The sequence below is a fragment of the Variovorax sp. GW821-FHT09B05 genome (genome assembly GCF_059418265.1).
Map to the genome: position 1 here is coordinate 560,954 of NZ_JBWKPN010000002.1, position 22,696 is coordinate 583,649.

Genomic DNA, 22,696 nt, shown 5'->3' on the forward strand with positions numbered 1-22,696 from the left:
GTGGCGCTGGCTCAGGGCTGGGCGCGGCCCGGGGTGGCGGCGGGCGCCGCGCCGGCGGGAGCGGCCGGCGCATCGGCGCCCTCGGGCTTCTTCTGTTCCTTGGCGAGCTCGGTGGCGATGGCCTTCACCGCGTCGTTGCCCTCCAGGCGTGCGTTGCCGAACAGGCGCGACTCGGCATCGCGCGTGAGCACCACGATGCTGATGCGGCGGTTCAGCGGCGCCAGCGCGTTCTTCTTGTCGAGCAGGTCGCTGGCGGCCAGGCCGACCACGCGCACCAGCTTGTCGTCGGGCATGCCGGCGGCCACCAGCTCGCGCCGCGAGGCATTGGCGCGGTCGGCCGACAGCTCCCAGTTGCCGTAGCCGCGGTCGCCGTTGCCGTAGGGCGCGGCGTCGGTGTGGCCGGCCAGGCTCACGCGGTTCTCGATGTCGTTGAGCGCGCTGCCCACCGCGCGCAGGATGTCGTGCATGTAGGGCTTCACGATCGCGCTGCCGGTGTCGAACATCGGGCGGTTCTGCGCGTCGACGATCTGGATCTCGAGGCCGTCGGAGGTCACCTCGAGCTTGATCTGCGAGCGGAACTCGCGCAGCTTGGGGTTGGCGTTGATCATCTCCTCGATGCGCGCGCGCAGGGCGGCCATGCGGCGCGCGTCCTGGCGCGCCTGCTCGAGCTTGAGGCTGTTGTCCTGGCCGATCTTCTTCGGGTCCATGGTGCTGCCGTCGGTGCGGCGCACCTCGCCGGTGGTGCGCGTGAGGTCGCGCCCGCCGCCGGGCACCACGCTCGAGGCGCTGCCCGCGCCCGAGCCGCCGGCCATCTCGACCTTCATCGGCGAGTTGAAGTAGGAGGCGATGCCCTGCAGGTCGCCCTTGGCGGTCGAGCCCAGCAGCCACATCAGGAGGAAGAAGGCCATCATGGCCGTCACGAAGTCGGCGTAGGCGATCTTCCAGGCGCCGCCGTGGTGCGCATGCGTGGTCTTCTTGACCCGCTTGATGATGATCGGCTGGAGCTTGCGGGTCCCGGGCGTGGTGGCCATGGCGTTGCCTCTTGCGCTGGGCGCTCTACTTCTTCTTCACGTGGCTCTCGAGCTCGACGAAGCTCGGCCGGTCGGTCGAGAACAGCACCTTGCGGCCGAACTCGATCGCGGTCGTGGGGTTGTAGCCCTGCATGCTGGCCAGCAGGGTGGTCTTGATGCACTGCAGTTCCTTGGTGCCTTCCTCGGCCTTCTGCTCGAGCAGGCCGCCCAGCGGCTCGACGATGGCGTAGGCCAGCAGGATGCCCAGGAAGGTGCCGACCAGCGCCGAGCCGATCATGGCGCCGAGCACCGCCGGCGGCTGGCCGACCGAGCCCATGGTGTTCACCACGCCGAGCACCGCGGCCACGATGCCGAAGGCCGGCAGGCCGCCGGCCAGCCGCGCGATGGCGGCCACGGGCGCGTGCGATTCCTGGTGGTGGGTCTCGATCTCGCTGTCCATCAGCGACTCGATCTCGTGGCTGTTGAGGTTGCCCGAGGCCATCATGCGCAGGTAGTCGGTGGTGAACTCGACCACGTGGTGGTCCTTCGCCACGTTCGGGTGCTTCTGGAACAGCGGCGAATCCTGCGGCGCCTCGATGTCCTTCTCGATCGACATCAGGCCTTCCTTGCGCGCCTTCTGCAGGATGTCGTAGAGCAGCGCCATCAGCTCGAGGTAGCGCGCCTTGGTGTACTTGGAACCCTTGAGCGCGGTCGGCAGCGCCTTCAGCGTGGCCATCAGCACCTTGCGCTGGTTGTTCACCACGAAGGCGCCGAGCGCGCCGCCGCCGATCACCATCAGCTCGATCGGCAGCGCATGCAGCACCACCCCGATGTTGCCGCCATGGATGATGTAGCCGCCGAAGATGCAGCCCAGCGCGACGAGGTAACCGAGGATGACGGACATGGGGCGATACGAGTTCCTGGAGCCCCTATTGGGCCTCGGAGCCGCCGCCCGCATTCCATGAAAAAAGGGCCCTGCAGGGGCCCTTATCTTCTGTTTGCCGCGCTCACTGCAGCTGGATGCCGCCCGCGCCCGCGCCCTTGCCGGCGCGCGCCGGCGGTTCGCACAGGCCGCAGACGAAGTGCTGCGCGTTCTCGTAGGGCTCGGTCACGAAGTGGCCGCCGCAGCGCGAGCAGGGCGTCATGGCGAGCATCTGGTTCTCCATGAAGCGCACCAGCCGCCAGGCGCGCGTGATCGACAGCTGCGGCTCCAGGCCGCAGGCACCGGTCTGCTCGGTGTACAGGCCGTAGGCCTTGATCAGCGCGTCGACCGGTTCGAGCTCGCTGGTCTTGTGCAGGTAGGTGTAGATGTTGTGGAACAGCGAGGCGTGGATGTTCGGCTGCCAGGTCAGGAACCAGTCGGTCGAGAAGGGCAGCTGGCCCTTCGACGGCGACTTGCCCGCGACTTCCTTGTAGAGGCGCAGCAGCCGCTCGTACGACAGCTCGGTCTCGCTCTCCAGCACCTGCAGGCGGGCGCCCATCTCGATCAGATGGACCGCGCGCTCGATCTGCCGGGACTCGCCCAGCACGCTCTTCGGATTGGCCATGCCTTGTCAGCTCGCGAACGCGCGGCGCCTCAGTACGAGGTTTCCGCGAAGCGGCTCGACATGACGATGTTGGCGTGCAGCTTCAGCGTCTCGTCGTTGGCCGTGCGGGTGCGCACGTTGTGGTTGGTGAGCAGTCCCCAGACCATGTCGTCGGTGGCGCGGAAGCGGCACAGCAGCATGTTGCTGGAGGCCAGCTTCATGATCTGCGCCGGCGACAGCGTGTCGATGAGGTCCGCGGATTCCTCGGAAATGCCCAGCCGGAACAGGGCCTGTGCCTTGTCTTCCCGGATGAGGCTCTGGGCCAGCATCAGGTAGGTGAGGTTGGCTTCCTTGATCTCGGCGAGCAACTGTTCATTGGTCATGAGTGCCTCCTCCTAGGCGGGCAAAAGTGCCCTTGTCGACCGTGTACTTTCAGTTTAATCACAAATGTCAGCTTCAGTAAACATTTGTTAAAAATGTACCTGAGTAGGCGGGTTCCTACAAAAAAACTTCGACCCGAACGCATCCGATGGTAAGCGCTTGCAACCATCGCGCCCCAAGAATGTGATTTTGTTGGCTGAAATGAATACTAAGGGATGCGCGATGAAAGACTTATTTCGACACTACTAGATAAATCTATCGAAAGTCGGACATCCATGGCTTTCGCACTGCGCTTTACAAGCTGTTAACGAGTGTGACCTGTCGTGGTGCACAGACCACGAAATCCCGTGGGGGCGAAGTTGTCTTGCGTGGTGGGGAAGCTACGTGTTTCCGTGGGGGTAACACGCGGAACATGGTGGCCCCGGCAGCGCAATCGCGTGGCACCCGTCTGCATCCGCTCGGAAATCTTGAGGGTGCGATCGCAAAAATAAATCGCTAAAGAGCCGGCCGGGACCCACCGAAAACCAGTGCAACGGGCCTTGCACCAGGGTTCGTCAGGCAGCCAGCGCTTCGCTGGCGCGACTTTGGCAGCGATGCCCGACTTATCAGTTTGAAGGAGCTCTCATGGCCTCGATCATCAACACCAACATCAGTTCGCTCACCGCGCAGCGCAACCTCTCGGGCAGCCAATCCTCGCTGGCCACCTCGATGCAGCGCCTGTCCTCGGGCCTGCGCATCAACAGCGCCAAGGACGACGCCGCCGGCCTCGCGATCTCCGAGCGCATGACGGCCCAGATCCGCGGCCTGACGCAAGCCGGCCGCAACGCCAACGACGGCATCTCGCTGGCGCAGACGGCCGAAGGCGCGCTGAGCACCATCGGCAACAACCTGCAGCGCATCCGCGAACTGGCCGTGCAGTCGCGCAACGCCACCAACTCGACCGAGGATCGCGCCTCGCTGCAGAAGGAAGTCACGCAGCTCAAGAGCGAAATCGACCGCGTCGCCAAGCAGACCTCGTTCAACGGCACCAAGCTGCTCGACGGCAGCTTCAACGCCCAGTCGTTCCAGGTCGGCGCCAACCAGGGCGAGACGATCTCGATCGACTCGATCGCCAACGCCAGCATCAACTCGCTGGGCAGCTGGAACAGCGTGGACACCTACTCGGCCACGGTGGCCGGCACGGCGCCCGCGGGCTTCGGCGGCATCACCGCCAACGCCTTCACGATCAACGGCGTGGGCATCGGCGCGGTCAATGCCGGCACCGACGCGGCCACGCAGGGCGCCAACGTGGCGGCCGCCATCAACAAGAAGTCCAGCGAGACCGGCGTGGTCGCGACGGCCGCCGCCAGCGGCGCCATCACGCTGACCTCGAGCGGCAGCAACGCCATCAACATCGGCGGCACGCTGACCAACACCGGCCTGACCGCCGGCCAGACGGCCGCGACCGTCACCGCCGCGGGCAGCGCGCAGACCGGCTTCAACAACCTGACGGTCGACACGGTGGACGGCGCCGACAACGCGATCCTCGCGATGGACGCCGCGCTGAAGGCGGTGAACTCCTCGCGCGCCGACCTCGGCGCGATCCAGAACCGCTTCGAATCGGTGGTCTCGAACCTCTCGACCTCGGCCGAGAACCTGACCGCTTCGCGCAGCCGCATCCAGGACGCCGACTTCGCGGCCGAAACCGCCAACCTGTCGCGCGCCCAGGTGCTGCAGCAGGCCGGCACGGCGATGGTGGCCCAGGCCAACCAGCTGCCGCAGACGGTGCTGTCGCTGCTGCGCGGCTAAGGCTGGAACAGGGGGCCGAAGGCCGGCCTCCTGCACGCTTCATCGCGGGGCGGCGAACGGACAATTCCGTTAGCCGCCCCGCGCTTTTTTCCGTGGGCGCAGGCGATTCCAGCATCGGAGAAACGACATGGCCACCATCACATCGACCGGCATCGGCAGCCAGCTCGACGTCGAATCCATCATCACGCAGCTGATGGCGATCGAGAAGAAGCCGCTGACCGCGCTGCAGGGCACGGCGTCCACGCTCGACAACAAGATCTCGGCCTTCGGCACGCTGAAGTCGCAACTCTCGGCGCTGTCCGACGCGGCCACCAAGCTGGCGGCCGCCGCGACCTGGAACGCGAAGACCGCCTCGAGCTCGAACGCCACCGCGCTGAGCGCGAGCGTGACCAAGGCCGGCGACGCCGTGGCCAGCAGCTTCACCATGCAGGTGTCGCAGCTCGCGCGCGCCCAGGCCGTGTCCTCGGGCGCGGTGGCCACGGGCACCGGCTTCGGCCTCGGCACGCTGAGCATCCAGCTCGGCGACTGGAACGACACCGACGCGGGCGGCCCGAACTTCGCGGCCGGCGACAAGCCGGCGATCGACATCAGCGTGAACGAGGGCGACAGCCTCTCGGCCATCGCGGCCAAGATCAACGCCGCCGGCGCGGGCGTCAGCGCCACCGTGCTCAAGGACCTCTCGGGCGAGCGGCTGATGCTGCGCTCGGGCGCCACCGGCGAGGCCGCGGGCTTTCGCGTCACCGCGGCGCCCGTGGGCTCGGGCGACGGCGCCGACCTCGGCCTGCTGGCCTTCGACGGCACGGGGCAGGGCATGGGGGCGAACCCGGTGCAGTACGCGCGCAATGCCGAGGCCACCATCAACGGCGTGGCGATCCGCTCGGACAGCAACGTGCTGGCCGACACCGTGCCGGGCCTGAGCCTCACGCTGTCGCAGGTGACGACGGCGCCGGTCGAGGTCGCCGTGACCACCGACACCTCGGGCCTGCGCAGCACGATCCAGGCCTTCGTGACGGCCTACAACACGATGAACCAGACGCTGAACTCGGCCACCGCCTACGACGCGGCGAGCAAGACGGCGGCGCTGCTGCAGGGCGACTCCACCGCCGTGAGCCTGCAGAACGCGCTGCGCAGCTTGGTCGGTTCGCCCTCGGGCGGCGGCACGATCCAGCGCCTGAGCGACCTCGGCATCACGGTCGCCAAGGACGGCGCGGGCAACCTCGCGCTCGACACCGCCAAGCTCGACACGGCGCTGAAGAACCCGGCCGCCGTGCAGCAGTTCTTCGCCGCGCCGCAGAACACCGTGGACTCCAGCGCCACCGGCTTCGCCACGCGGCTGTCGGCCTTCACCCAGGCGGCCGTGGCCACCGACGGCACGCTCGACACCCGCACCCAGTCGCTCAAGGCCCAGCGCAAGGACAACGACAAGAGCCAGGACAACCTCAACGACCGGCTGACCCTGACCGAGAAGCGGCTGCGCGCGCAGTACACGGCGCTGGACACCAAGATGGCCTCGCTGACCGCACTTAACACCTACATCTCCCAGCAGGTGGCGCAGTGGAACAAGTCCACCAGCTGAGGCGCGCAATCGGGCGCGCGCGCCGGGCCCGCGGGCCTCAACTTCCGCACCGGAATGCCGATAAAGAAGGCATAGACACCGGAACAGGAAGCCGCACCATGTACACCTCGCCCGCAGCCCGCGCCGCCAAGGCCTACTCCAGAGTGGGCGCCGAATCGGGCGTGGACGCCTCGACCTCCCCGCACCGGCTCATCGAACTGCTGTTCGACGGCCTGCTGCAGTCGATCCACGCCGCCAGCGGAGCGCTCGCGCGCGGCGACATCGCGCTCAAGGGCCAGCAGATCATGCGGGCGGTGCGATTCCTCGAGGAGGGCCTCAAGGGTGGGCTCGACGAGGCCCGGGGTGGAGAACTCGCGGTTACACTCCGCGCGTTGTACGACTATTGCATCAACCGCCTGACGGTCGCCAACCTCCGCAACGACGGGGCGGCCCTGGCGGAAGTGGCCTCGCTGATCGCACCGGTCGCACAGAGCTGGAAACAGATCGGGCCCTCCCAGCCCGCGCAGGCCGCCTGAGGCGTCCTTGGAGTCCTTCATGCAAGAGCGACTGCTCGACTACTACAAAGCGATCGAAGCCGCGAGCAAGCAGATGCTCGAGGCCGCCCGCATGGAAGACTGGGAAGGCGTGGTGCGCTGCGAAGGCGCCTGCGCCGTGCTGATCGAGCAGTTGCGCTTCAAGGCCACCACCCTCGAGCTGCCGCGCACCGACCGCGCCGAGAAGACCCGCGTGATGCAGCGCATCCTGCGCAACGACGCCGAGATCCGGCTCCTGGCCGAGCCGTGGATCGCCGACCTCGACCACCTGTTCGATTCGCGGCTGCAGCTGATCCACTGAAGAAGAAGGACCGACACCGCCGGCAAGGCGGCGGCACGGTCCGGCAAGACGGACGGGCAGGGCGCCCGTCGCCTCACACCTGCATGTTCATGATGTCGCTGTAGGCCTGCACCATGCGGTTGCGCACGTGCATCGTGGCCTGGAAGCCGATCTGCGCCTTCTGGATCGCGACCATGGTCTGCTCCAGGCTGACGTTCGGGTTCTCGAGCTGAACCTCGCGCTGCAGCGCGCCGGCCTGGTTCTGGGCCGCGCTCACCGACTGCAGCGCACCCGAGAGCGCCCCGGCGAAGCCGCCGCCGCTGCCCTCGGCGGCCGAGGGCGCGGCGCGCGCCGTGCGCGCGAAAGCCTGCGCCGGGGTGGGCGAAGTCAGCGGTGCGAGTCGGAGGTCCATGGGCACCGATGCTACGGGCGCTCGGCCGAGCGCGATCGCGGGGAAATGGGCAGGAAAGCAGCCCTTTATCGGGCTTATGTGGGACGGGGCCGGCCCGAATAATCGCAGCGAGCACGAAGCGCCTTCCGCGCCGTGCGAACACCCGCACCGCCGAGCCCATGTCCACCGCCGTCGCCGAACTTCCCGCCGCCCAGCCCGCGTCCCTTGCCGCCCCGGCCTGGCAGGGCCGCCTCGCGTCGCTCGACCGGCGCCAGCGCCTGCGGCTGGCGATCGGTGCCGCGCTGCTGGTGGCACTGGCCGCGGCCGCCATCGTGATGGGCCGCCAGGCCGACTGGCGCGTGCTCTACGCCAACCTCGGCGACAAGGACGGCGGCGCGATCGTCGCCCAGCTCGCCCAGATGAACGTGCCCTACAAGTACACCGAGGGCGGCGGCGCCGTGATGGTGCCGGCCGACAAGGTGCACGACGTGCGCCTGCGCCTGGCCTCGCTGGGCCTGCCCAAGGGCTCGGTGGCCGGCTTCGAGCTGATGGAGAACAACCGCTTCGGCATGACCCAGTTCCAGGAGAAGCTGAGCTTCCAGCGCGGCCTCGAGGGCGAGCTCACGCGCTCGATCCAGGGCCTGGCCTCGGTGCAGAGCGCGCGCGTGCACCTGGCGCTGCCGAACCAGAACGGCTTCTTCCGCGAGCAGCAGAAGCCCTCGGCCTCGGTGCTGCTGACCTTGCACCCGGGCCGCACGCTCGAGCGCAATCAGATCGCGGGCATCGTGCACCTGGTGGCCTCCAGCGTGCCCGAGCTCGCGCCCTCGGCCGTGAGCGTGGTCGACGACAGCGGCAAGCTGCTGTCGCAGACCGGCGATGGCGCCACCGGCGGCGCGGGCGCCGGCGAGGGCCAGCAGCTGCAGTACGTGCAGCAGATCGAGCAGCAGTACATGCGCCGCATCCTCGACATCCTCGAGCCGGTGGTGGGGCGCCAGAACGTGAAGGCGCAGGTCACGGCCGACGTGGACTTCTCGCAGAGCGAGGCGACCATGGAGGAGCACCGCCCGAACCAGGCGGCCGAGGCCGGTGCCGTGCGCAGCCAGCAGACGGTGGAGACCACCGGCCCCGGCGCGGCCGGCGCCACGCCGCCCGCGGGCGTGCCGGGCGCGACCTCGAACCAGCCGCCCGGCGCCTCGTCGGCCCCGGTCAACGGCCCGGCCGCGGCGCTCGCGCCCACCGGCGCCGCAGCGGGGGCCGCGGCCCAGCGCCCGCCGGGCAAGCGCGAGTCCACCATCAACTACGAGGTCGACAAGACCGTGAAGACCGTGCGCAGCGCCAGCGGCCAGATCCGCCGGCTCAGCGCGGCGGTGGTCGTCAACTACCAGGGCGTGGCCGATGCCGCGGGCAAGGTGGTGCCGACCGCGCTGTCGGCGCAGCAGGTCGAGCAGATGACGGCGCTGGTGCGCGAGAGCATCGGCTTCAACAAGGAGCGCGGCGACTCGGTGAACCTGATGAACACGCCGTTCCTGGTCGACGCGCCGGTGCAGGTCGAGCTGCCGCTGTGGAAGCGCCCCGAAACGCTCGAGCTGGCGCGCAGCTTCGCCTGGCCCGTGGGGCTGGTGCTGATCGGCGCGATCGTGCTCCTGGGCATGGTGCGCCCCGGCCTCAAGGCCATGGCCGCGGCCAAGCCGCTGCCCGGCAGCACCACGCCGGCGCTCGGCGGCCCCGCCGCCGGCAGCCAGCTCAACGCGATGGTGGCCGACACGCCCGAGCGTCCCGCGCTCGGCGCGCCCGAGGCGGTGGCCGTGCCCTCGCCGCAGGAGCAGGTGCCCGAGCAGATGCGGCTGGAGGGCGCGCGCCAGATGGCGCGGCAGAACCCGGTGGCGGTGGCGAACATCGTCAAGACCTGGGTCCACGGCTGACCGGAACGAACGCGCATGGACGAACAGGGACTCAACGACGCGGCGATCCTCCTGATGTCGCTCGGCGAACAGGAAGCCGGCGAGGTGCTGCGGCACCTGTCGCCGCGCGAGGTGCAGAAGATCGGCGAGACCATCGCCAAGACCCGCGCGGTGTCGCGCGAGCGGCTCGGCGAGGTGGCGGACCGCTTCATCACCGCCACCGCGGGCCAGAGCCTGTTCGCGGCCGACACCGGCGACTACGTGCGCTCGGTGATGCGCCATGCGCTCGGCGAGGAGAAGGCCTCGATCCTGGTCGACCGCATCCTGCAGACCGCCGACCTCAGCGGCATCGAGAACCTCAAGTGGATGGACGCGCCGTCGGTGGCCGAGGTGCTCAAGCTCGAGCATCCGCAGATCGTGGCCGCGATCCTGGTGCACCTGGAGCCCGAGCATGCCTCGGCGATCCTGCTGCAGCTGCCCGACCTGCAGCGCGCCGAGGTGCTGCTGCGCGTCGCCACGCTCGAGGGCATCCAGCCGGCCGCGCTGGAAGACCTCAACGAGGTGATGTTCCGCGTGCTCTCGGGCGGCGCCAAGGTGCGCAAGCCCTCGCTGGGCGGCCCGCGCACCGCGGCCGGCATGATCAACCTGCTGGGCAGCGGCGCCGATGCGCAGGCCATCGCGGCGATCCGCAACCACGATGCCGAGCTGGCGCAGCAGATCGCCGACCTGACCTTCGTCTTCGACGACGTGATGAAGCTCGACGACAAGTCGCTGCAGCTGGTGATGAAGGAGATCGCGTCGGAGACGCTGATCGTCGCGCTCAAGGGCGCGGCGCCGCCGCTGCGCGACAAGTTCCTCTCGAACATGTCCTCGCGCGCGGCCGAGGCGCTGCGCGAGGACCTCGAGGCGCGCGGTCCGCTGCGGCTGTCGGAGGTCGAGGCGCAGCAGAAGGAAATCCTCAAGGCGCTGCGCCGGCTCGCCGACGAAGGCCAGATCATGCTGGGCGGCGGCGATGGCGGGTTCGTCTGATGGGCGCACGCATGACGCTGGCTGAAACGACGGAGGTCCGGGCGTGAGCCGCGGCGCCTTCATCCGCGGCGAGGACGTCGCGCGCTTCGCGCGCTGGCAGTTCGCCGCCGTCGGCGCCGAGGGCAACGTGCTCGGCGGCGTGGTCGATCCCGAGGCGATCGAGGAGGCGCGCCAGCAGGGCCGCGACGAAGGCTATGCGGCCGGCCGCGCGGCCGCGCAGGCCGAGGCGCGCGAACAGATGGAGGCCTACCAGGCCAACGAGGGCCTGGAGGCCGCGCAGCGCGTGGCCGCCTTGCTCGCAAGCGCGGAAGCGCAGCTGGCCGAGGTGCAGCAGGAGCTCGCGCGCGGCACGCTCGAGATCGCCTGCGCGCTCGCGCGCCAGGTGCTGCGCCAGGAGATCGCGACCCGGCCGGCCGTGCTCGAGCCGGTGGTGCGCGAGGCGCTCGCGATGCTCGCGGTCGATGGCAAGGCCAGCGCCGTGCGGCTGTCGCCGGCCGATTTCGAGAGGCTGGGCGTCGCGCTGCGCGCCGAGTTCGAGGGCCAGCCCGTGAGCGTGGTGGCCGACGCGGGCATCGCGCCCGGCGACTGCCTGGTCGAGTCGGCCGGCACCGTCATCGACGGCGGCGTGGCCACGCGCTGGTCGCGCGCGGTCGCGGCGCTGGGGCTGGCGATGCCGTGGCAGGACGACGCGGCCCCGAAGGACCCGGATGCGGCTGGCTGACCCGCTCGACTGGCGCCAGTTCATGGCCGATGCGCAGGCGCGGCTGGCGCACGACGCCGGCCTCGAGGCGCGCGGCACGCTGACCCGGCTCACCGGCCTGGTGCTCGAGGCCTCGGGCATCCGCGCGCCCGTGGGCTCGCAGTGCCTGGTGCGCATGGGCAGCCAGCCCGCGGTGCTGGCCGAGGTGGTGGGCTTCTCGAACGACCGCGCCTTCCTGATGCCGGCCGGCGAGGTGCAGGGCCTGTCGAGCGGCGCCAGCGTGGTGCCAGCCGCGCCCTATGTGCCGGTGCCTCGGCTCGGCGAGGCCGATCCCGGCATCGCGCCGCGCGTGGGTGCGCTGCGCCTGCCGTTGGGCGACGGCCTGCTCGGTCGCGTGGTCGATCCGCAGGGCCATGTGCTCGACGACCTGGGCCCGCTGACCGAGGTCAGCGCCGAGCCGCTGGACCGCGCGCCGATCAACGCGATGGACCGCGACCCGGTGCGCGAGCCGCTCGATACCGGCGTGCGCGCGATCAATGCCTTGCTGACCGTCGGGCGCGGGCAGCGCATCGGCCTGTTCGCCGGCTCGGGCGTGGGCAAGAGCGTGCTGCTCGGGATGATGGCGCGCTACACCGCGGCCGACGTGATCGTGGTCGGCCTGATCGGCGAGCGCGGCCGCGAGGTGAAGGAATTCATCGAGGACATCCTCGGCCCCGAGGGCCGCGCGCGCTCGGTGGTGGTGGCCGCGCCGGCCGACTCGCCGCCGCTGCTGCGCATGCAGGGCGCGAGCTATGCCACCGCGGTGGCCGAGCATTTCCGCGACCAGGGGCTGCACGTGCTGCTGCTGATGGATTCGCTCACGCGCTATGCGATGGCGCAGCGCGAGATCGCGCTGGCGATCGGCGAGGCGCCGGCCACCAAGGGTTATCCGCCCTCGTGCTTCGCCAAGCTGCCGCGGCTGGTGGAGCGCAGCGGCAACGGCCTCAACGGCGTGGGCTCGATCACCGCCTTCTACACCGTGCTGTCGGAGGGCGACGACCAGCAGGACCCGATCGCCGACGCGGCGCGCGCCATCCTCGACGGCCACATCGTGCTGTCGCGCGCGCTGGCCGAGGAGGCGCATTTCCCGGCCATCGACATCGAACAGTCGGCCTCGCGCGTGATGCACAACGTGGCCTCGGCCGGCCACCTCGAGTGCGCGCGCCACTTCCGCGCCATCTACTCGCGCTACCGCAAGAGCCGCGACCTGGTGCGCGTGGGCGCCTATGCCGCGGGCAGCGACCCGGCGCTCGACCAGGCGATCCGGCTGCAGCCCGCGATGACCGCGTTCCTGCAGCAGCGCATGCACGAGAGCGCGCCCTTCGATGTCAGCCTCGACGGCATGGCCGACGTGCTCGAGGGCCGGCAACCATGAGCGGTCTCGAGATCGCCGCCGACATGGCGCGCGACCGGCGCGACGCCGCGGTGCAGGTGCTCGCGCAGGCGCGGCAGAAGTGGCTCGCGGGCCAGGTGCAGCTCGACCAGCTCGAGAGCTATGCGCAGGAATGCACCGCGCGCTGGGCCACGCGCTCGCTCAACTGCACGCCCGAGCTGATGCGCCACCACTACCAGTTCATGGAGCGGCTCGATCACGCGATCGCGTTGCAGACCGGCATCGTGCGCGAGCTCGGCCAGGGCGTGGAGCGCGCGGCCGTGCCGGTGCGCGAGGCCGAGGCGCGGCTCGAGAGCCTGCGTCAGCTGGTGCAGGCGCGCGAGCGCGAGCTGCAGCTGCAGGCCGACCGGCGCGCGCAGAAGCAGACGGACGAACAGGCGGCGCTGCAGCACCGCCGGCACCAGGAACGCACGGAGGAATGGCGATGAGCGTCGAAGTCGCGCGCACGGGCGTCGATCCCTTGCTGCCCGCGCGTGCGCCGGCCGCGCGCGAGCAAGGCGGCGCGGCCGATGCCTTCGACCGGGCGCTCGAGGGCGCGAATGAATCCCAGGCCTCGGAGGCGGCGGAAGCTGCCGGCGAGGAGGGCGCTTCGAGGCCCGCGAAGACACCCACCGCGGGTGCCGCCAAAGAGGACGAGAAGGCCGACGAGGCGCTTGCCGGCGCGCCCGTGCCGGCAACCACGCAGCCGGCCGTCGAGCCCTGGATGCTGCTGGCGCAGGGCGCCTTCGTGAGCCGCGAGGGCAAGGCGGAGGACGCGCCCGTCGCCACGGCCGAGGCCGCCGTCGATGCCGTGAACGGCGCCGGAGCGGGACCGAAGCCCGCCAAGGGCATGCCCGCGTTGCCGACGACGCCTGGCACCACGCATGACGCCGCTGTCGATGTGCCCGCCGCGCCCGCCGCCAGGCCGAATGCCACGGCGACCGCGCGCAGCACGGCGCAGCGCCTGGCGAACCTGGCGGCGGCCGATGCCGCGGCCGCGCCGCCGCGCACCGCGCCGTCGCAGGCCCTGCCGCCGAAGGAAGAACTCGCCGCCGCCTCGCTGTCCGCGCAGGCGCGAACGATCCAAGCCGCGGTGACGGAAACCGTCGCCACCGTGGCCGCGCCGCGCCGCGCCGAGCGAAGCACCGAGCGCGGCAGCGCCACCGGCACGCTCGCCGATCCCGGCAGCGCGACGGCGGGCACGTCCTCCTCCGCCTCGGCATCCTCGGCCTGGATGGCGCCCGTGGATGCCGCGTCCGCCGCCGCCTCGGCCGGTGGCGCCGTGCTCGCCGACCGCATGACCGAGCAGGTCAGCTGGTGGCTGGCGCAGAAGTCGCAGGGCGCCGATGTCTCGCTCGAGCTCGCGCCGGGCCAGACCGTGTCGTTCAGCGTGCAGGTGCAGGGCAACGAGGCGCAGATCGCGTTCCGCAGCGACCAGCCCGAGGTGCGCCAGATGCTGGGCCAGGCCGCGGCGCAGCTCAAGGACCTGTTCGGGCAGGAGGGGCTGCTGCTGTCGGGCGTGACCGTGGATGCGCAGTCCGCCGGCATGCAGCAGCGCGGCGAGGGCGAAGGGCGGCCCGATGCGCGCGGCGTGGTGCGCGGCGTCGCGCGGCTGGGTGCGGCCTCCGCCTCGGCGCCCGCGCCGGCCGTTGCGCGGGCGCCGCTGCCGGCGGGGCGCGCGCTCGATCTGTACGTCTGAGCGGTTTTCCCCCCTTTTTTCCGGCCCTTCCCGCGGCCCTCGCGATCGAATAATCGACCGCACGAGGACGGCGATGGCCGCCGTCCGTGCCCCCAAGGAAATCCACCGTGTCCGCCAAAGCCGCCGACTCCGCCACGGCCACCGCCGCGCCGCCGCCCAAGGGCCGGATGAAGCTCGTCCTGGGCATCGTCGTCGCCGTGCTGCTGGCCGGCGGCGCGGCCGCGGGCGGTACCTGGTTCTTCCTCAACAAGACCGGCGCCGCGGCACCGGCCGCTGCCGCCGATGCGGAACCCGAGCCCGATGCCAAGCATGCGGACGCCACCTACCTGGCGCTCGAGAACCTGATCGTGAACCTGGCCGACCCGGGCGGCGAGCGCGTCGCCCAGATCGGCATGACGCTCGACGTGCGGGACGAGAAGACCGCCGCGCGGCTGAAGACGCTGATGCCCGTGGTGCGCAGCCGGATGCTGATGCTGGTGTCGCAGCGCACCTCCGAGGAACTGCTCAAGCGCGACGGCAAGGAGAAGCTGGCCGAGGACGTGATGATCGAGGTGACGCGCGTGCTCAACCCCGACGCGGCGCGCGCCGTCGACGACGAGGCGCCGCGTGCGCGCAAGCCGCGCGCGAACGGCCCGGTGCGCGGCGTGCTGTTCTCCAGCTTCATCGTGCAGTGAGCCCCAAGCGCCCATGAGCAGCAGCGAACAGGACACCGAGGCCGCGCCCGAGGCGGCGGCCCCCACCGACACCGCCGAGCGCATGGCCGACGCGGCCGCGCGCGACTACGACATCACCGCCGGCGAGGAGCGGCTGGTGCGCCGCCCCATGCCCACGCTCGACGTGGTGCACGACCGCTTCGCGCGCAACCTGCGCCAGGGCCTGTTCCAGCTCGTGAGCCGCAGCGCCGACATCGCGATCGAACCGGTGCAGCTGCTGCGCTTCTCCGATTTCCTCGGCGCCTTGCCGCTGCCGTCCAACTTCAACATCGTGGCCATGCCGCCGCTGCGCGGCCGCGCGCTGGTGGTCTGCGAGGCCACGCTGATCTCGGCGCTGGTCGATGCGCTGTACGGCGGCTCGGGCACGGTGCATGCGCCGATCGAGGGCCGCGACTTCTCGCCGACCGAGCAGCGCGTGATCCAGCGCGCGCTCGGCGCGATCTGCCATGCCTACAACAGCGCCTGGCAGGACGTGTACCCGCTCAAGCTGGTGCCCGACCGTTCCGAGACCCACGTGCAGTTCGTCGACGTGGCCGCGCCCGGCGACACGGTGCTGGTCAACCTGATCAAGGTCAGCGTGGCGGGCGTCACGGGCCACATCCACGTCTGCCTGCCGTACGCCTCGCTCGAGCCGATCCGCTCGGTGCTCTACGGCGCGCAGCAGGCGCGCGAGATGGCCGAGGACCGGCGCTGGGTGACCATGCTCACGCGCGAGATCCAGGCCGCCGAGGTCACGCTGGTGGCCGAGCTGGCCCATCCCGAGGTCACGGTGGCGCAGCTCATGAGCATGAAGCCCGGCGACTTCATCCAGTTCGACCGCCTGCCGCAGCTGGTGGCCTCGGTCGAGGGCGCCCCCGTCTTCATCTGCCACTACGGCACCCACAACGCGCGCTACGCCTTGCGCATCGACGAATGCCTGCGCGGCGACGACCCGCACTGGCTTGGAGGTTCACATGTCCACTGATCAAGCCACCCCAGACAACGCGGCCGGCGGCTGGGCCGAGGCACTCGAGGAAGTGCCCGCGGGCGCCGCCGCTTCGGGCGCGGCGCCGCTGCAGGACATCCAGCGCGTGCTCGACATCCCGGTGCAGCTCTCGGTGGAGCTGGGCCGCAAGAAGGTGCCGATCAAGCAGATCCTGCAGCTCGGCCAGGGCTCGATCGTGGAGCTCGACACGCTCGCGAGCGAGCCGATGGACGTGCTGGTCAACGGCTACCTGGTCGCCCAGGGCGAGGTGGTGGTGGTCAACAACAAGTTCGGCATCCGGCTGACCGACGTGGTCGCGCCGGCCGAGCGGCTGCGCCGGCTCAACCGGGTCTGAGGCGGCTTTTCCTCCGTTTGCCTTCATGACGCAGAGCCTGCTCACCATCGTCGTCTTCATCGGCCTGATCTGCGCCGTGCCCTTCGTGCTGCGCCGCCTGCAGCAGCGCCGCGGGCTCGGTCCGGCCGGCGCGGGCGGTTCCGCCTCGCGCCTGCTGTCGGCGGTGGCGGTCGGGCCGCAGCAGCGCGTGGTGACGGTCGAGGTCGGCCCCGAGGGCGCGCGGACCTGGCTGGTGCTGGGCGTGACCGGCCAGTCGATCACCTGCCTGCACACGCTGCCGGCCGCGTCTTCCGAGGTGCCGCATGCGCAATTGCCGCGCTAAGGCTCTCGCGGCCCTCGCGCTGCTCATGCCCGCGTTCGCCTTCGCGCAGGAGGCCGGCGGCCAGCTGCCGCTGCTGGTGGGCTCGGGCAGCGGCGGCACCAGCTTCTCGGTGCCGGTGCAGACCTTGCTGTTCTTCACCGCGCTGTCGTTCCTGCCGGCGATCGTGCTGATGATGACCGGCTTCACGCGCATCGTGATCGTGCTGTCGCTGCTGCGCCAGGCGCTGGGCACGCAGTCGGCGCCGCCCAACCAGGTGATCATCGGCCTGTCGCTGTTCCTCACGGTGTTCGTGATGGGCCCCACGCTGGACCGCGTCTACGACGAGGCCTACAAGCCCTACAGCACCAATGCGATCGGCTTCGAGGAGGCGCTCAAGCGCGCCGAGACGCCGATGCGCCAGTTCATGCTCAAGCAGACGCGCCAGAGCGACTTCGCGCTGTTCGCGCGGCTGGCCAAGCTGCCGGCCGACGTCAAGGCCGAGACCGCGCCGATGCGCGTGCTGATCCCGGCCTTCGCCACCAGCGAGCTCAAGTCGGCGTTCCAGATCGGCTTCATGATCTTCATCCCGTTCCTGGTGATCGACATCGTGGTCTCGAGCGTGCTGATGTCGCTCGGCATGATGATGCTGTCGCCGGTGCTGGTCGCGCTGCCGTTCAAGCTCATGCTGTTCGTGCTCGCGGACGGCTGGAACCTGTTGATCGGCTCGCTCGCCGCGAGCTTCGCCACATGAACGCGCAGATGGTCCTGACGATGGGGCAGGAGGCGCTGGTCATGCTCCTGACCGTGTCGCTGCCCGTGCTGCTGGTGGTGCTGGTCGTGGGGCTGGTCGTGAGCATCTTCCAGGCCATCACGCAGATCAACGAGGCCACGCTGGCCTTCGTGCCCAAGCTGGTGGCGGCCGTGGCGGTGTTCGCGCTGGCCGGGCCGTGGATGCTCGCCACGCTGGTCGACTACATCCGCCGCGTGATCGAGTCGATTCCGCAGATGGTGCTGTAGCGCGCCTTCCTCTCCTGCCGTGCTGACCTTCACCGAAGCCCAGCTCATGGCCTGGGTCACGCCCGTGCTGTGGCCCTTCCTGCGCGTGCTGGGCGTGTTCACCACCGCGCCGGTCTTCTCCTCGCGCGCCTTTCCGGTGCGCGCGCGCATCGGGCTGGCCTTCATGGTCGCGCTGTGCGCGCAGGCCACGCTGGACACGCCGCCGATGATCGGCCTCAACGACGCCGCGATGCTCGGCACGCTGGTGCAGCAGGTGGGCATCGGCATGGCGATCGGCTTCTCGGTGCGCATGGTGTTCGCGGCGGTGGAGTTCGCGGGCGAGCTGGTCGGGCTGCAGATGGGGCTGAACTTCGCCTCCTTCTTCGACCCCGTGAGCAGCGGCCAGACCAGCGCCGTGTCGCGCTTCTTCGGCAACATCGCGGTGCTGTTCTTTGTGGTGATCAACGGCCACCTCACGGTGCTGATGGCGGTGATCCGCAGCTTCGAGGCCTTCCCGGTCGGCGGCAGCCTGCTGCAGGCGCTGGCGCGCACGCGCATGCACGAGCTGGGCACCGACCTGTTCGCGAGCGCGATGTGGATCGCGCTGCCGATGATCGGGCTCCTGCTGTTCGTCAACTTCACGCTGGGCATCGTCTCGCGCGTGGCGCCGCAGATGAACATCTACGCCATCGGCTTCCCGGTCACGCTGACCGCGGGCCTGGCCGGCATCGCGCTGGTGCTGCCGATGATGGAGCAGCCGTTGCTCGCGCTGATGGAACGCATGATCACGACCGCCGCGGGCGGCCGCTGAGTCAGCCCAGTCGCTGCTGCAACAGGTCGAGCGCTTCCTCGGCCGTGCGCGCGATGCGGATCGAGCAGGCCAGCATCAGGTTGAGCGGCAGCTCGAAGCCCTCGACCGCCATGCCGTTCGCGTCGCGCAACGTGCCGTCGGCATCGCGCCGCGCGGGCAGCGCCGTTTCGACACGCGCCGCATAGCTGCCCTCGGGAATGCCGTAGCCCACCACCGGCAGGCCCAGTGCGATCGCCACCCCGACCTCGAACACCGTGCCCGAATCGGGCTCGGTGCCGCGGAAGGGCGACAGGTCGGCGATCACGCCCGAGGCGCGGCGCAGCAACGCCATGTTGGTGTCGTAGATCGCCTGCGCCACCTCGGCCGGCGGCGTGGCCGGACCGCTCGCGTCCTCGGCGGGCGGCAGCGCCTCGAGACCGCGCGCCTCGCAGGCCTCGACCAGGCGCTGCAGGCGCGCCGTGGCATCGGCGCTGAAGACATCGGGGCCGGCGAGGTAGACGCGCCGCACGCGGTCGGAAGGGGCGTTCATGAGCGAAGTATGCGGCGGCATGGCGCGCGTGTGCGTAGGGCGATGCGCCCTGGCATATCGCCGCGGACGAAAAAAAGCCCGGACGAACCGGGCCAAGACTGCTCGCAGGAATGCGCGCCGTGCCGCTTTACTTCGCGGGCGAAGGCAGCGTGATCTCGAAGGTGATGCCGCCGTTGCTCGAGCCGCTGGTGCCGCGCTGCGAGCTGAAGTACAGGCGCGTGCCGTCGGGCGAGAGGGCGGGGCCGGTGACTTCGCTGTCGTCGTGGCCCACGAGGCGCATCAGCGGCTGGGAGGTGCCGGCTTCGATGCGCAGCACGCCGATCTCGAGGTTGCCCGCGTCCTCGGCCACGAGGATGTCGCCGAGCGCCGAGATCGTCAGGTTGTCGGGCTCGTCGATCGAGTGCGTGGCCGGGTCCTTGTCCTTGCCGTCGTAGATCACCTCGAGCGTCTGGTTCAGCGTGTCGTAGGCCCAGATGCGGGCATTGAACGAGGTCACGAAATAGACGATGCCGTTGAAGAACCAGATGCCCTCGGCCTTGGTGAAGATGGCGCCGGGCGGCGTGAGGCCGCCGGTGCGCATGGCGCTGCGCACGCCGGCCTGCGCCTTCTCGGGATTGATCACGTCGAGCCATTCCACGGGCTGGGGCGTGCCGTAGTCCTTGAGCTTGGCGTAGTCGGGCGCGGCGAGGTCCACGTCGTTCACGATGCCCTTGACCTTGAGCACTTCGAGCCGGCCGCTCTTCATCGCGGGACGCGCCGCGCCTTCGGGCCAGTCGCTGGCGTCGCAGACGAAGCGGTAGACGCGGCCGCCCGATGCGTCCTCGGTCAGGTAGAGCGTCTTGTGGACCGGGTCCACGCAGACGGCTTCGTGCGCATAGAGGCCGAGCGCGGGCAGGCTGGGCGCGCTGCTGGCATCGACCCAGGGTTTGGCGGGATCGCACTCCCACACCATGCCGCTCGAGTGCTCCTCGCACGAGAGCCAGGTGCCCCAGGGCGTGGGGCCGCCGGCGCAGTTGGTGGAGGTGTTCTTGAGCACGGCGTACGAATCGACGACCACGCCGTTCTTGTCGAAGCGCAGCGCGCCGACGCCGCCGTTCTTGCTGCCGACTTCCGAATTGCTCAGGTAGATCCAGCCGCCGTCGGGGCCCGGATAGACCGCGCCGCCATCGGGCGCGCCGTGCCATGCATAGCTGCCCGCGGCCGCGGTGCCCGAGCGCGCGACGATGCGCGAGCTGAAGCCCTTGGGCAGCATCACGCCGTTGGCGTCGGCGGCCTGCAGCGCGGAGAACTCGGCGAACGGGCTCTTCTTCACGGGCGGCGCCGGCGGCGGCGCGGGCTGCTCGCCCGCGGGCGGCGGGCTCGGCGGCAGGGCGCCGATCGGCGGGAAGGCCACGCCGTCGCCGCCACCGCCGCAGGCGGCGAGGAAGGCGGGCAGCGTGACGGCACCGGCGGTGGCGAAGCTCTGGCGCAGGAAGGCGCGGCGCTGGGGCAGGTCGAGGGGAATCGCGGGGAAGGCTTTTGTCATGTTCTTTGCATCGTGAAGTCAGGTCGCGGTCAGGGAAGACCGGGCGCGATTCTTCGGGGGTGCGATGGCAGAACGATGACGCTGGACTCAAGGCGTCGCGGAAAAAAAACAGCCCGCACGAGGCGGGCTGGAAGGTGACCTGCGGAGGAGGGAGGATCAGAGGTACAGGTCACAGGGAGAGCCCTTAATGTGCTCTGCGAACCTGCATGCAACCTGACCGCGGGCGCCGTTTCGCATTCCTGGAGGGATGCTCATCCTGCGCTCATTCTTCTCGCCGCGGCGCTCGACTCAGTCCTCGTCTTCCCACTTGCCGATGACCGTGCCCAGCACGGTGAACGCGAGCCGGATCGGTTCGTGCGCGGGATTGAGCGGCTGCAGCCAGCGCCGGCCGTCCTCCTGCTTGAAGGCCTTGAAGGTGACCTCGCCGCTGGCGTCGAGCCTCGCGATGATGCGTTCGCCGTCCATCGGCTGCACGCGCTGCGGGTCGACGAAGATGATCGCGTCGACGGGATAGCTCTTCAGGTGGCCGCTGGGCGCGGTCATGCTGTCGCCGCGCACGCGCAGCGCATAGGCCAGCTCGCTGTGGCGGCTCACGCAGGGAATCCACATCTCGGCCGGAACCGGTTGTGGCGGCGGCGCGGGCGGCAGCTTGCCCTTGCGTATCTCGCGCACGTTCAGTGGCAACGGGGGCGGAGGCGGCGGTGGCGGTTCGGGGATGGTGGGGCCGGTCCAGGTGGCGGCCTGCTCCCAGCTGATCAGCGGCACGGTGCCGGGCGTGCCTGGGCGGTAGAAGGGAATCGGCGGCGGCACGCGGGTCACGCGATAGGGGCCGTCAGGTTCGCCCGTGATGTTGGCCGAGCGCGGCAGGGCGGCTTCTTCCCAGGGGGCGCGCCCCTCGCCGGTGGCCAGCCACATCGGATCGCAGCGATAGGCGAGCGCGAGCTGCAACAGGCCCGAAGGGCGCAGGGTCTCACCGCGCTCGATCTTCGAAATGTCCGATTGCCGGACCCCCGATTTCTCCTCGGCTGCCCTTTGCTTCAGCTTGGCGTAGGTACGGGCCGCCAGTGCTCGTGCGGCTAGGGAGTCTTCCATGGCCGCAGATTTAATCCCGAAGGAATATTCTAAATCGACTCTAAAATGAGCGAAAGGGAGTCAGCCATGAAGCCACAAGAGCTCGTACTGGCGCTGCGCGCCATGGGACTTACGCAGAAGCAGATCCAGAAACGGACCGGCATTCCGCAACCCACCATCAGCAAGATCGGACGCTACGGCGAGCGCGACGTGATGCTGCGCACCTACGACGCGCTGCTCGCCGCCTACGAACAGCAGCTCAAGGAAGGACCGGTGGCGCCAGGGCCGGGCCGGGGCCGGCCATTGTCGCGCAGCGCGCCAGCCGAGACCGCGGTGTCCGAATCGGCACCCGTGACTCCGGCCCCCGCGCCCGCACCGGCGCCGGCCAGGGCCGGCAGCTCGTCGCGCCGCCGGCCCGCGCCGGCCTCGGTGGTGCTGCGGCCCTTTCCGCGCGGCCCGCTGCCCTGGCCCGCGATGCACCGCGATTGAGCCATGCGCCGCGAAGCCGCGCCGGGCCTCGAGTTCGAGGGCGCGTTGCGCGGGCTGCTGATGTTGGTGTCGGTTGCGGTGATCTGCGTGGGCTCGCAGGCCGGCGACATGCTGGCGCTGGGCCTCGGCGGCTTCGGCCTGGCGGTCGGCGTAGCCCTGGCGCTGGCCACGCCCGACCGCGAATCGCTCAGGCGGACGCGGGCGCTTCGGCGGGCGGCAGCGCGAGCGCGGTGCGCACGCGCACGCAATCCTTGATGTGCTGTTCGCCCAGCGCGCGCAGCGCGGCATAGCCGAGGGCGGCCGACACCACCTGTCCGGCGATCGGCACGTACTTGGTGGCCTGCTTGGCCGTGAGCCGCATGCCCGCATGGCGCGCGAGCTTGAGCAGCAGCTCGCGCGTGACCAGCCGGCCGACCAGCAGCGCGCCGACGGTGGTGGCGGCCTTCTGCACGCGCTCGCGCTGGTGCGTGCCGAGGCGGTCGATCTGGGTCACCGAGAGCCCGAACTCGGCGCTGATCTGCGGCACCAGCCGCGAGAGCAGGGCGGCGTCGGCCATCCAGTCGACACCAGGCAGCGGCACGGCGCTGGCGGCCGCGGCCATCAGCGCCTTGCGTCCGAGCAGGCGCCGGCTGCGCAGGATGGCGGCGATCAGCTTCTCGTCGCCCTGGGCCAGTTCGATGGCGGATGGCATGCGGTGCACCTCCCGGGTGGTCGGAT

Annotated in this window: 27 protein-coding genes; 18 read left to right on the forward strand and 9 right to left on the reverse strand. The window is 70.3% G+C overall.

The window, feature by feature from the left end; all coding sequences use genetic code 11:
• Nucleotides 1–11: 11 nt before the first annotated feature.
• The 4 genes from motB to flhD form a co-directional block, all read right to left on the reverse strand.
• Nucleotides 12–1,031, reverse strand: coding sequence for a flagellar motor protein MotB (gene motB, locus AC07RM_RS07550; protein WP_296787775.1), 1,020 nt, complete (start codon nt 1,029–1,031; stop codon nt 12–14).
• 25 nt (nt 1,032–1,056) lie between these two features.
• Nucleotides 1,057–1,914: a flagellar motor stator protein MotA gene (gene motA / locus AC07RM_RS07555; RefSeq protein WP_093341666.1), complete on the reverse strand. Its 858-nt coding sequence runs from the start codon at nt 1,912–1,914 to the stop codon at nt 1,057–1,059.
• Nucleotides 1,915–2,017: 103 nt separating this feature from the next.
• Nucleotides 2,018–2,557 (reverse strand): flagellar transcriptional regulator FlhC, encoded by a 540-nt coding sequence (gene flhC, locus AC07RM_RS07560; RefSeq protein WP_093341667.1) that lies wholly within the window; start codon nt 2,555–2,557, stop codon nt 2,018–2,020.
• A 29-nt stretch (nt 2,558–2,586) separates the two neighbouring features.
• Nucleotides 2,587–2,919: a flagellar transcriptional regulator FlhD gene (gene flhD / locus AC07RM_RS07565; RefSeq protein ID WP_057591771.1), complete on the reverse strand. Its 333-nt coding sequence runs from the start codon at nt 2,917–2,919 to the stop codon at nt 2,587–2,589.
• A gap of 622 nt (nt 2,920–3,541) precedes the next feature.
• Between flhD and AC07RM_RS07570 the strand changes: the two genes are divergently transcribed.
• The 4 genes from AC07RM_RS07570 (at nt 3,542) to AC07RM_RS07585 (ending at nt 7,115) form a co-directional block, all read left to right on the forward strand.
• Entirely contained in the window at nt 3,542–4,705 is a 1,164-nt protein-coding gene (locus AC07RM_RS07570) for a flagellin (RefSeq protein ID WP_296787776.1), read from the forward strand.
• Nucleotides 4,706–4,832: 127 nt separating this feature from the next.
• Entirely contained in the window at nt 4,833–6,281 is a 1,449-nt protein-coding gene (fliD, locus tag AC07RM_RS07575) for a flagellar filament capping protein FliD (protein WP_495334072.1), read from the forward strand.
• Nucleotides 6,282–6,379: 98 nt separating this feature from the next.
• Nucleotides 6,380–6,796 (forward strand): flagellar export chaperone FliS, encoded by a 417-nt coding sequence (gene fliS / locus AC07RM_RS07580; protein WP_208509020.1) that lies wholly within the window; start codon nt 6,380–6,382, stop codon nt 6,794–6,796.
• A gap of 19 nt (nt 6,797–6,815) precedes the next feature.
• Nucleotides 6,816–7,115 (forward strand): flagellar protein FliT, encoded by a 300-nt coding sequence (locus AC07RM_RS07585; protein ID WP_093341673.1) that lies wholly within the window; start codon nt 6,816–6,818, stop codon nt 7,113–7,115.
• Between the two features lie 73 nt (nt 7,116–7,188).
• On the opposite strand, the gene fliE is transcribed toward AC07RM_RS07585, so the two are convergent.
• The gene (gene fliE / locus AC07RM_RS07590) at nt 7,189–7,506 is read right to left on the reverse strand and encodes a flagellar hook-basal body complex protein FliE (RefSeq protein WP_495334073.1); all 318 of its coding nucleotides are present in this window, start codon (nt 7,504–7,506) and stop codon (nt 7,189–7,191) included.
• A 158-nt stretch (nt 7,507–7,664) separates the two neighbouring features.
• On the opposite strand from fliE, the gene fliF reads away from it, so the two are divergent.
• The 13 genes from fliF to fliR all read left to right on the forward strand — a co-directional run bounded on the left by fliF (nt 7,665) and on the right by fliR (nt 18,365).
• Nucleotides 7,665–9,407 carry a flagellar basal-body MS-ring/collar protein FliF gene (gene fliF / locus AC07RM_RS07595; protein WP_495334074.1) on the forward strand — a complete coding sequence of 581 codons (1,743 nt, stop codon included), beginning with the start codon at nt 7,665–7,667 and terminating at the stop codon, nt 9,405–9,407.
• 15 nt (nt 9,408–9,422) lie between these two features.
• Nucleotides 9,423–10,415, forward strand: a complete 993-nt coding sequence (gene fliG / locus AC07RM_RS07600; protein WP_057591764.1) for a flagellar motor switch protein FliG — start codon at nt 9,423–9,425, stop codon at nt 10,413–10,415.
• 43 nt (nt 10,416–10,458) lie between these two features.
• Nucleotides 10,459–11,136, forward strand: coding sequence for a FliH/SctL family protein (locus AC07RM_RS07605; protein ID WP_398500447.1), 678 nt, complete (start codon nt 10,459–10,461; stop codon nt 11,134–11,136).
• Nucleotides 11,123–12,529 (forward strand): flagellar protein export ATPase FliI, encoded by a 1,407-nt coding sequence (gene fliI, locus AC07RM_RS07610; protein WP_495334075.1) that lies wholly within the window; start codon nt 11,123–11,125, stop codon nt 12,527–12,529. The genes AC07RM_RS07605 and fliI overlap by 14 nt, the downstream gene beginning before the upstream one ends.
• Complete coding sequence (locus AC07RM_RS07615; protein WP_398500445.1) at nt 12,526–12,975, forward strand: flagellar export protein FliJ; 450 nt, start codon at nt 12,526–12,528, stop codon at nt 12,973–12,975. The genes fliI and AC07RM_RS07615 overlap by 4 nt, the downstream gene beginning before the upstream one ends.
• A complete protein-coding gene (locus tag AC07RM_RS07620; protein WP_495334076.1) occupies nt 12,972–14,225 on the forward strand; it encodes a flagellar hook-length control protein FliK in 1,254 nt (417 codons plus the stop codon). Before AC07RM_RS07615 ends, AC07RM_RS07620 begins: the two co-directional genes overlap by 4 nt.
• A 107-nt stretch (nt 14,226–14,332) precedes the next feature.
• Nucleotides 14,333–14,899: a flagellar basal body-associated FliL family protein gene (locus AC07RM_RS07625; RefSeq protein ID WP_296787787.1), complete on the forward strand. Its 567-nt coding sequence runs from the start codon at nt 14,333–14,335 to the stop codon at nt 14,897–14,899.
• Between the two features lie 13 nt (nt 14,900–14,912).
• Nucleotides 14,913–15,902: a flagellar motor switch protein FliM gene (gene fliM / locus AC07RM_RS07630; protein WP_093341684.1), complete on the forward strand. Its 990-nt coding sequence runs from the start codon at nt 14,913–14,915 to the stop codon at nt 15,900–15,902.
• Nucleotides 15,892–16,257 (forward strand): flagellar motor switch protein FliN, encoded by a 366-nt coding sequence (gene fliN, locus AC07RM_RS07635; protein WP_093341686.1) that lies wholly within the window; start codon nt 15,892–15,894, stop codon nt 16,255–16,257. The genes fliM and fliN overlap by 11 nt, the downstream gene beginning before the upstream one ends.
• A gap of 25 nt (nt 16,258–16,282) precedes the next feature.
• Complete coding sequence (locus AC07RM_RS07640; protein WP_093341687.1) at nt 16,283–16,579, forward strand: FliO/MopB family protein; 297 nt, start codon at nt 16,283–16,285, stop codon at nt 16,577–16,579.
• Nucleotides 16,560–17,309, forward strand: coding sequence for a flagellar type III secretion system pore protein FliP (gene fliP, locus AC07RM_RS07645; RefSeq protein WP_495334077.1), 750 nt, complete (start codon nt 16,560–16,562; stop codon nt 17,307–17,309). Before AC07RM_RS07640 ends, fliP begins: the two co-directional genes overlap by 20 nt.
• Complete coding sequence (gene fliQ / locus AC07RM_RS07650; RefSeq protein ID WP_057591754.1) at nt 17,306–17,575, forward strand: flagellar biosynthesis protein FliQ; 270 nt, start codon at nt 17,306–17,308, stop codon at nt 17,573–17,575. Before fliP ends, fliQ begins: the two co-directional genes overlap by 4 nt.
• 19 nt (nt 17,576–17,594) lie before the next feature.
• On the forward strand, nt 17,595–18,365 hold the full coding sequence (gene fliR / locus AC07RM_RS07655) for a flagellar biosynthetic protein FliR (RefSeq protein WP_057591753.1): 771 nt from the start codon (nt 17,595–17,597) through the stop codon (nt 18,363–18,365).
• 1 nt (nt 18,366) lies between these two features.
• Here fliR and AC07RM_RS07660 read toward each other — a convergent pair whose 3' ends face one another.
• From AC07RM_RS07660 to AC07RM_RS07670, 3 genes are all read right to left on the reverse strand, one after another.
• Nucleotides 18,367–18,894, reverse strand: a complete 528-nt coding sequence (locus tag AC07RM_RS07660) for a nucleoside 2-deoxyribosyltransferase (protein WP_495334078.1) — start codon at nt 18,892–18,894, stop codon at nt 18,367–18,369.
• A gap of 127 nt (nt 18,895–19,021) precedes the next feature.
• Complete coding sequence (locus AC07RM_RS07665) at nt 19,022–20,419, reverse strand: alkaline phosphatase PhoX (RefSeq protein WP_495334079.1); 1,398 nt, start codon at nt 20,417–20,419, stop codon at nt 19,022–19,024.
• A gap of 288 nt (nt 20,420–20,707) precedes the next feature.
• On the reverse strand, nt 20,708–21,511 hold the full coding sequence (locus tag AC07RM_RS07670) for a helix-turn-helix domain-containing protein (protein ID WP_296798459.1): 804 nt from the start codon (nt 21,509–21,511) through the stop codon (nt 20,708–20,710).
• A 66-nt stretch (nt 21,512–21,577) separates the two neighbouring features.
• Between AC07RM_RS07670 and AC07RM_RS07675 the strand changes: the two genes are divergently transcribed.
• Entirely contained in the window at nt 21,578–21,979 is a 402-nt protein-coding gene (locus AC07RM_RS07675) for a helix-turn-helix domain-containing protein (RefSeq protein ID WP_296798461.1), read from the forward strand.
• A gap of 187 nt (nt 21,980–22,166) precedes the next feature.
• On the opposite strand, the gene AC07RM_RS07680 is transcribed toward AC07RM_RS07675, so the two are convergent.
• Nucleotides 22,167–22,670 (reverse strand): hypothetical protein, encoded by a 504-nt coding sequence (locus AC07RM_RS07680; protein WP_093341697.1) that lies wholly within the window; start codon nt 22,668–22,670, stop codon nt 22,167–22,169.
• Nucleotides 22,671–22,696 lie beyond the last annotated feature (26 nt).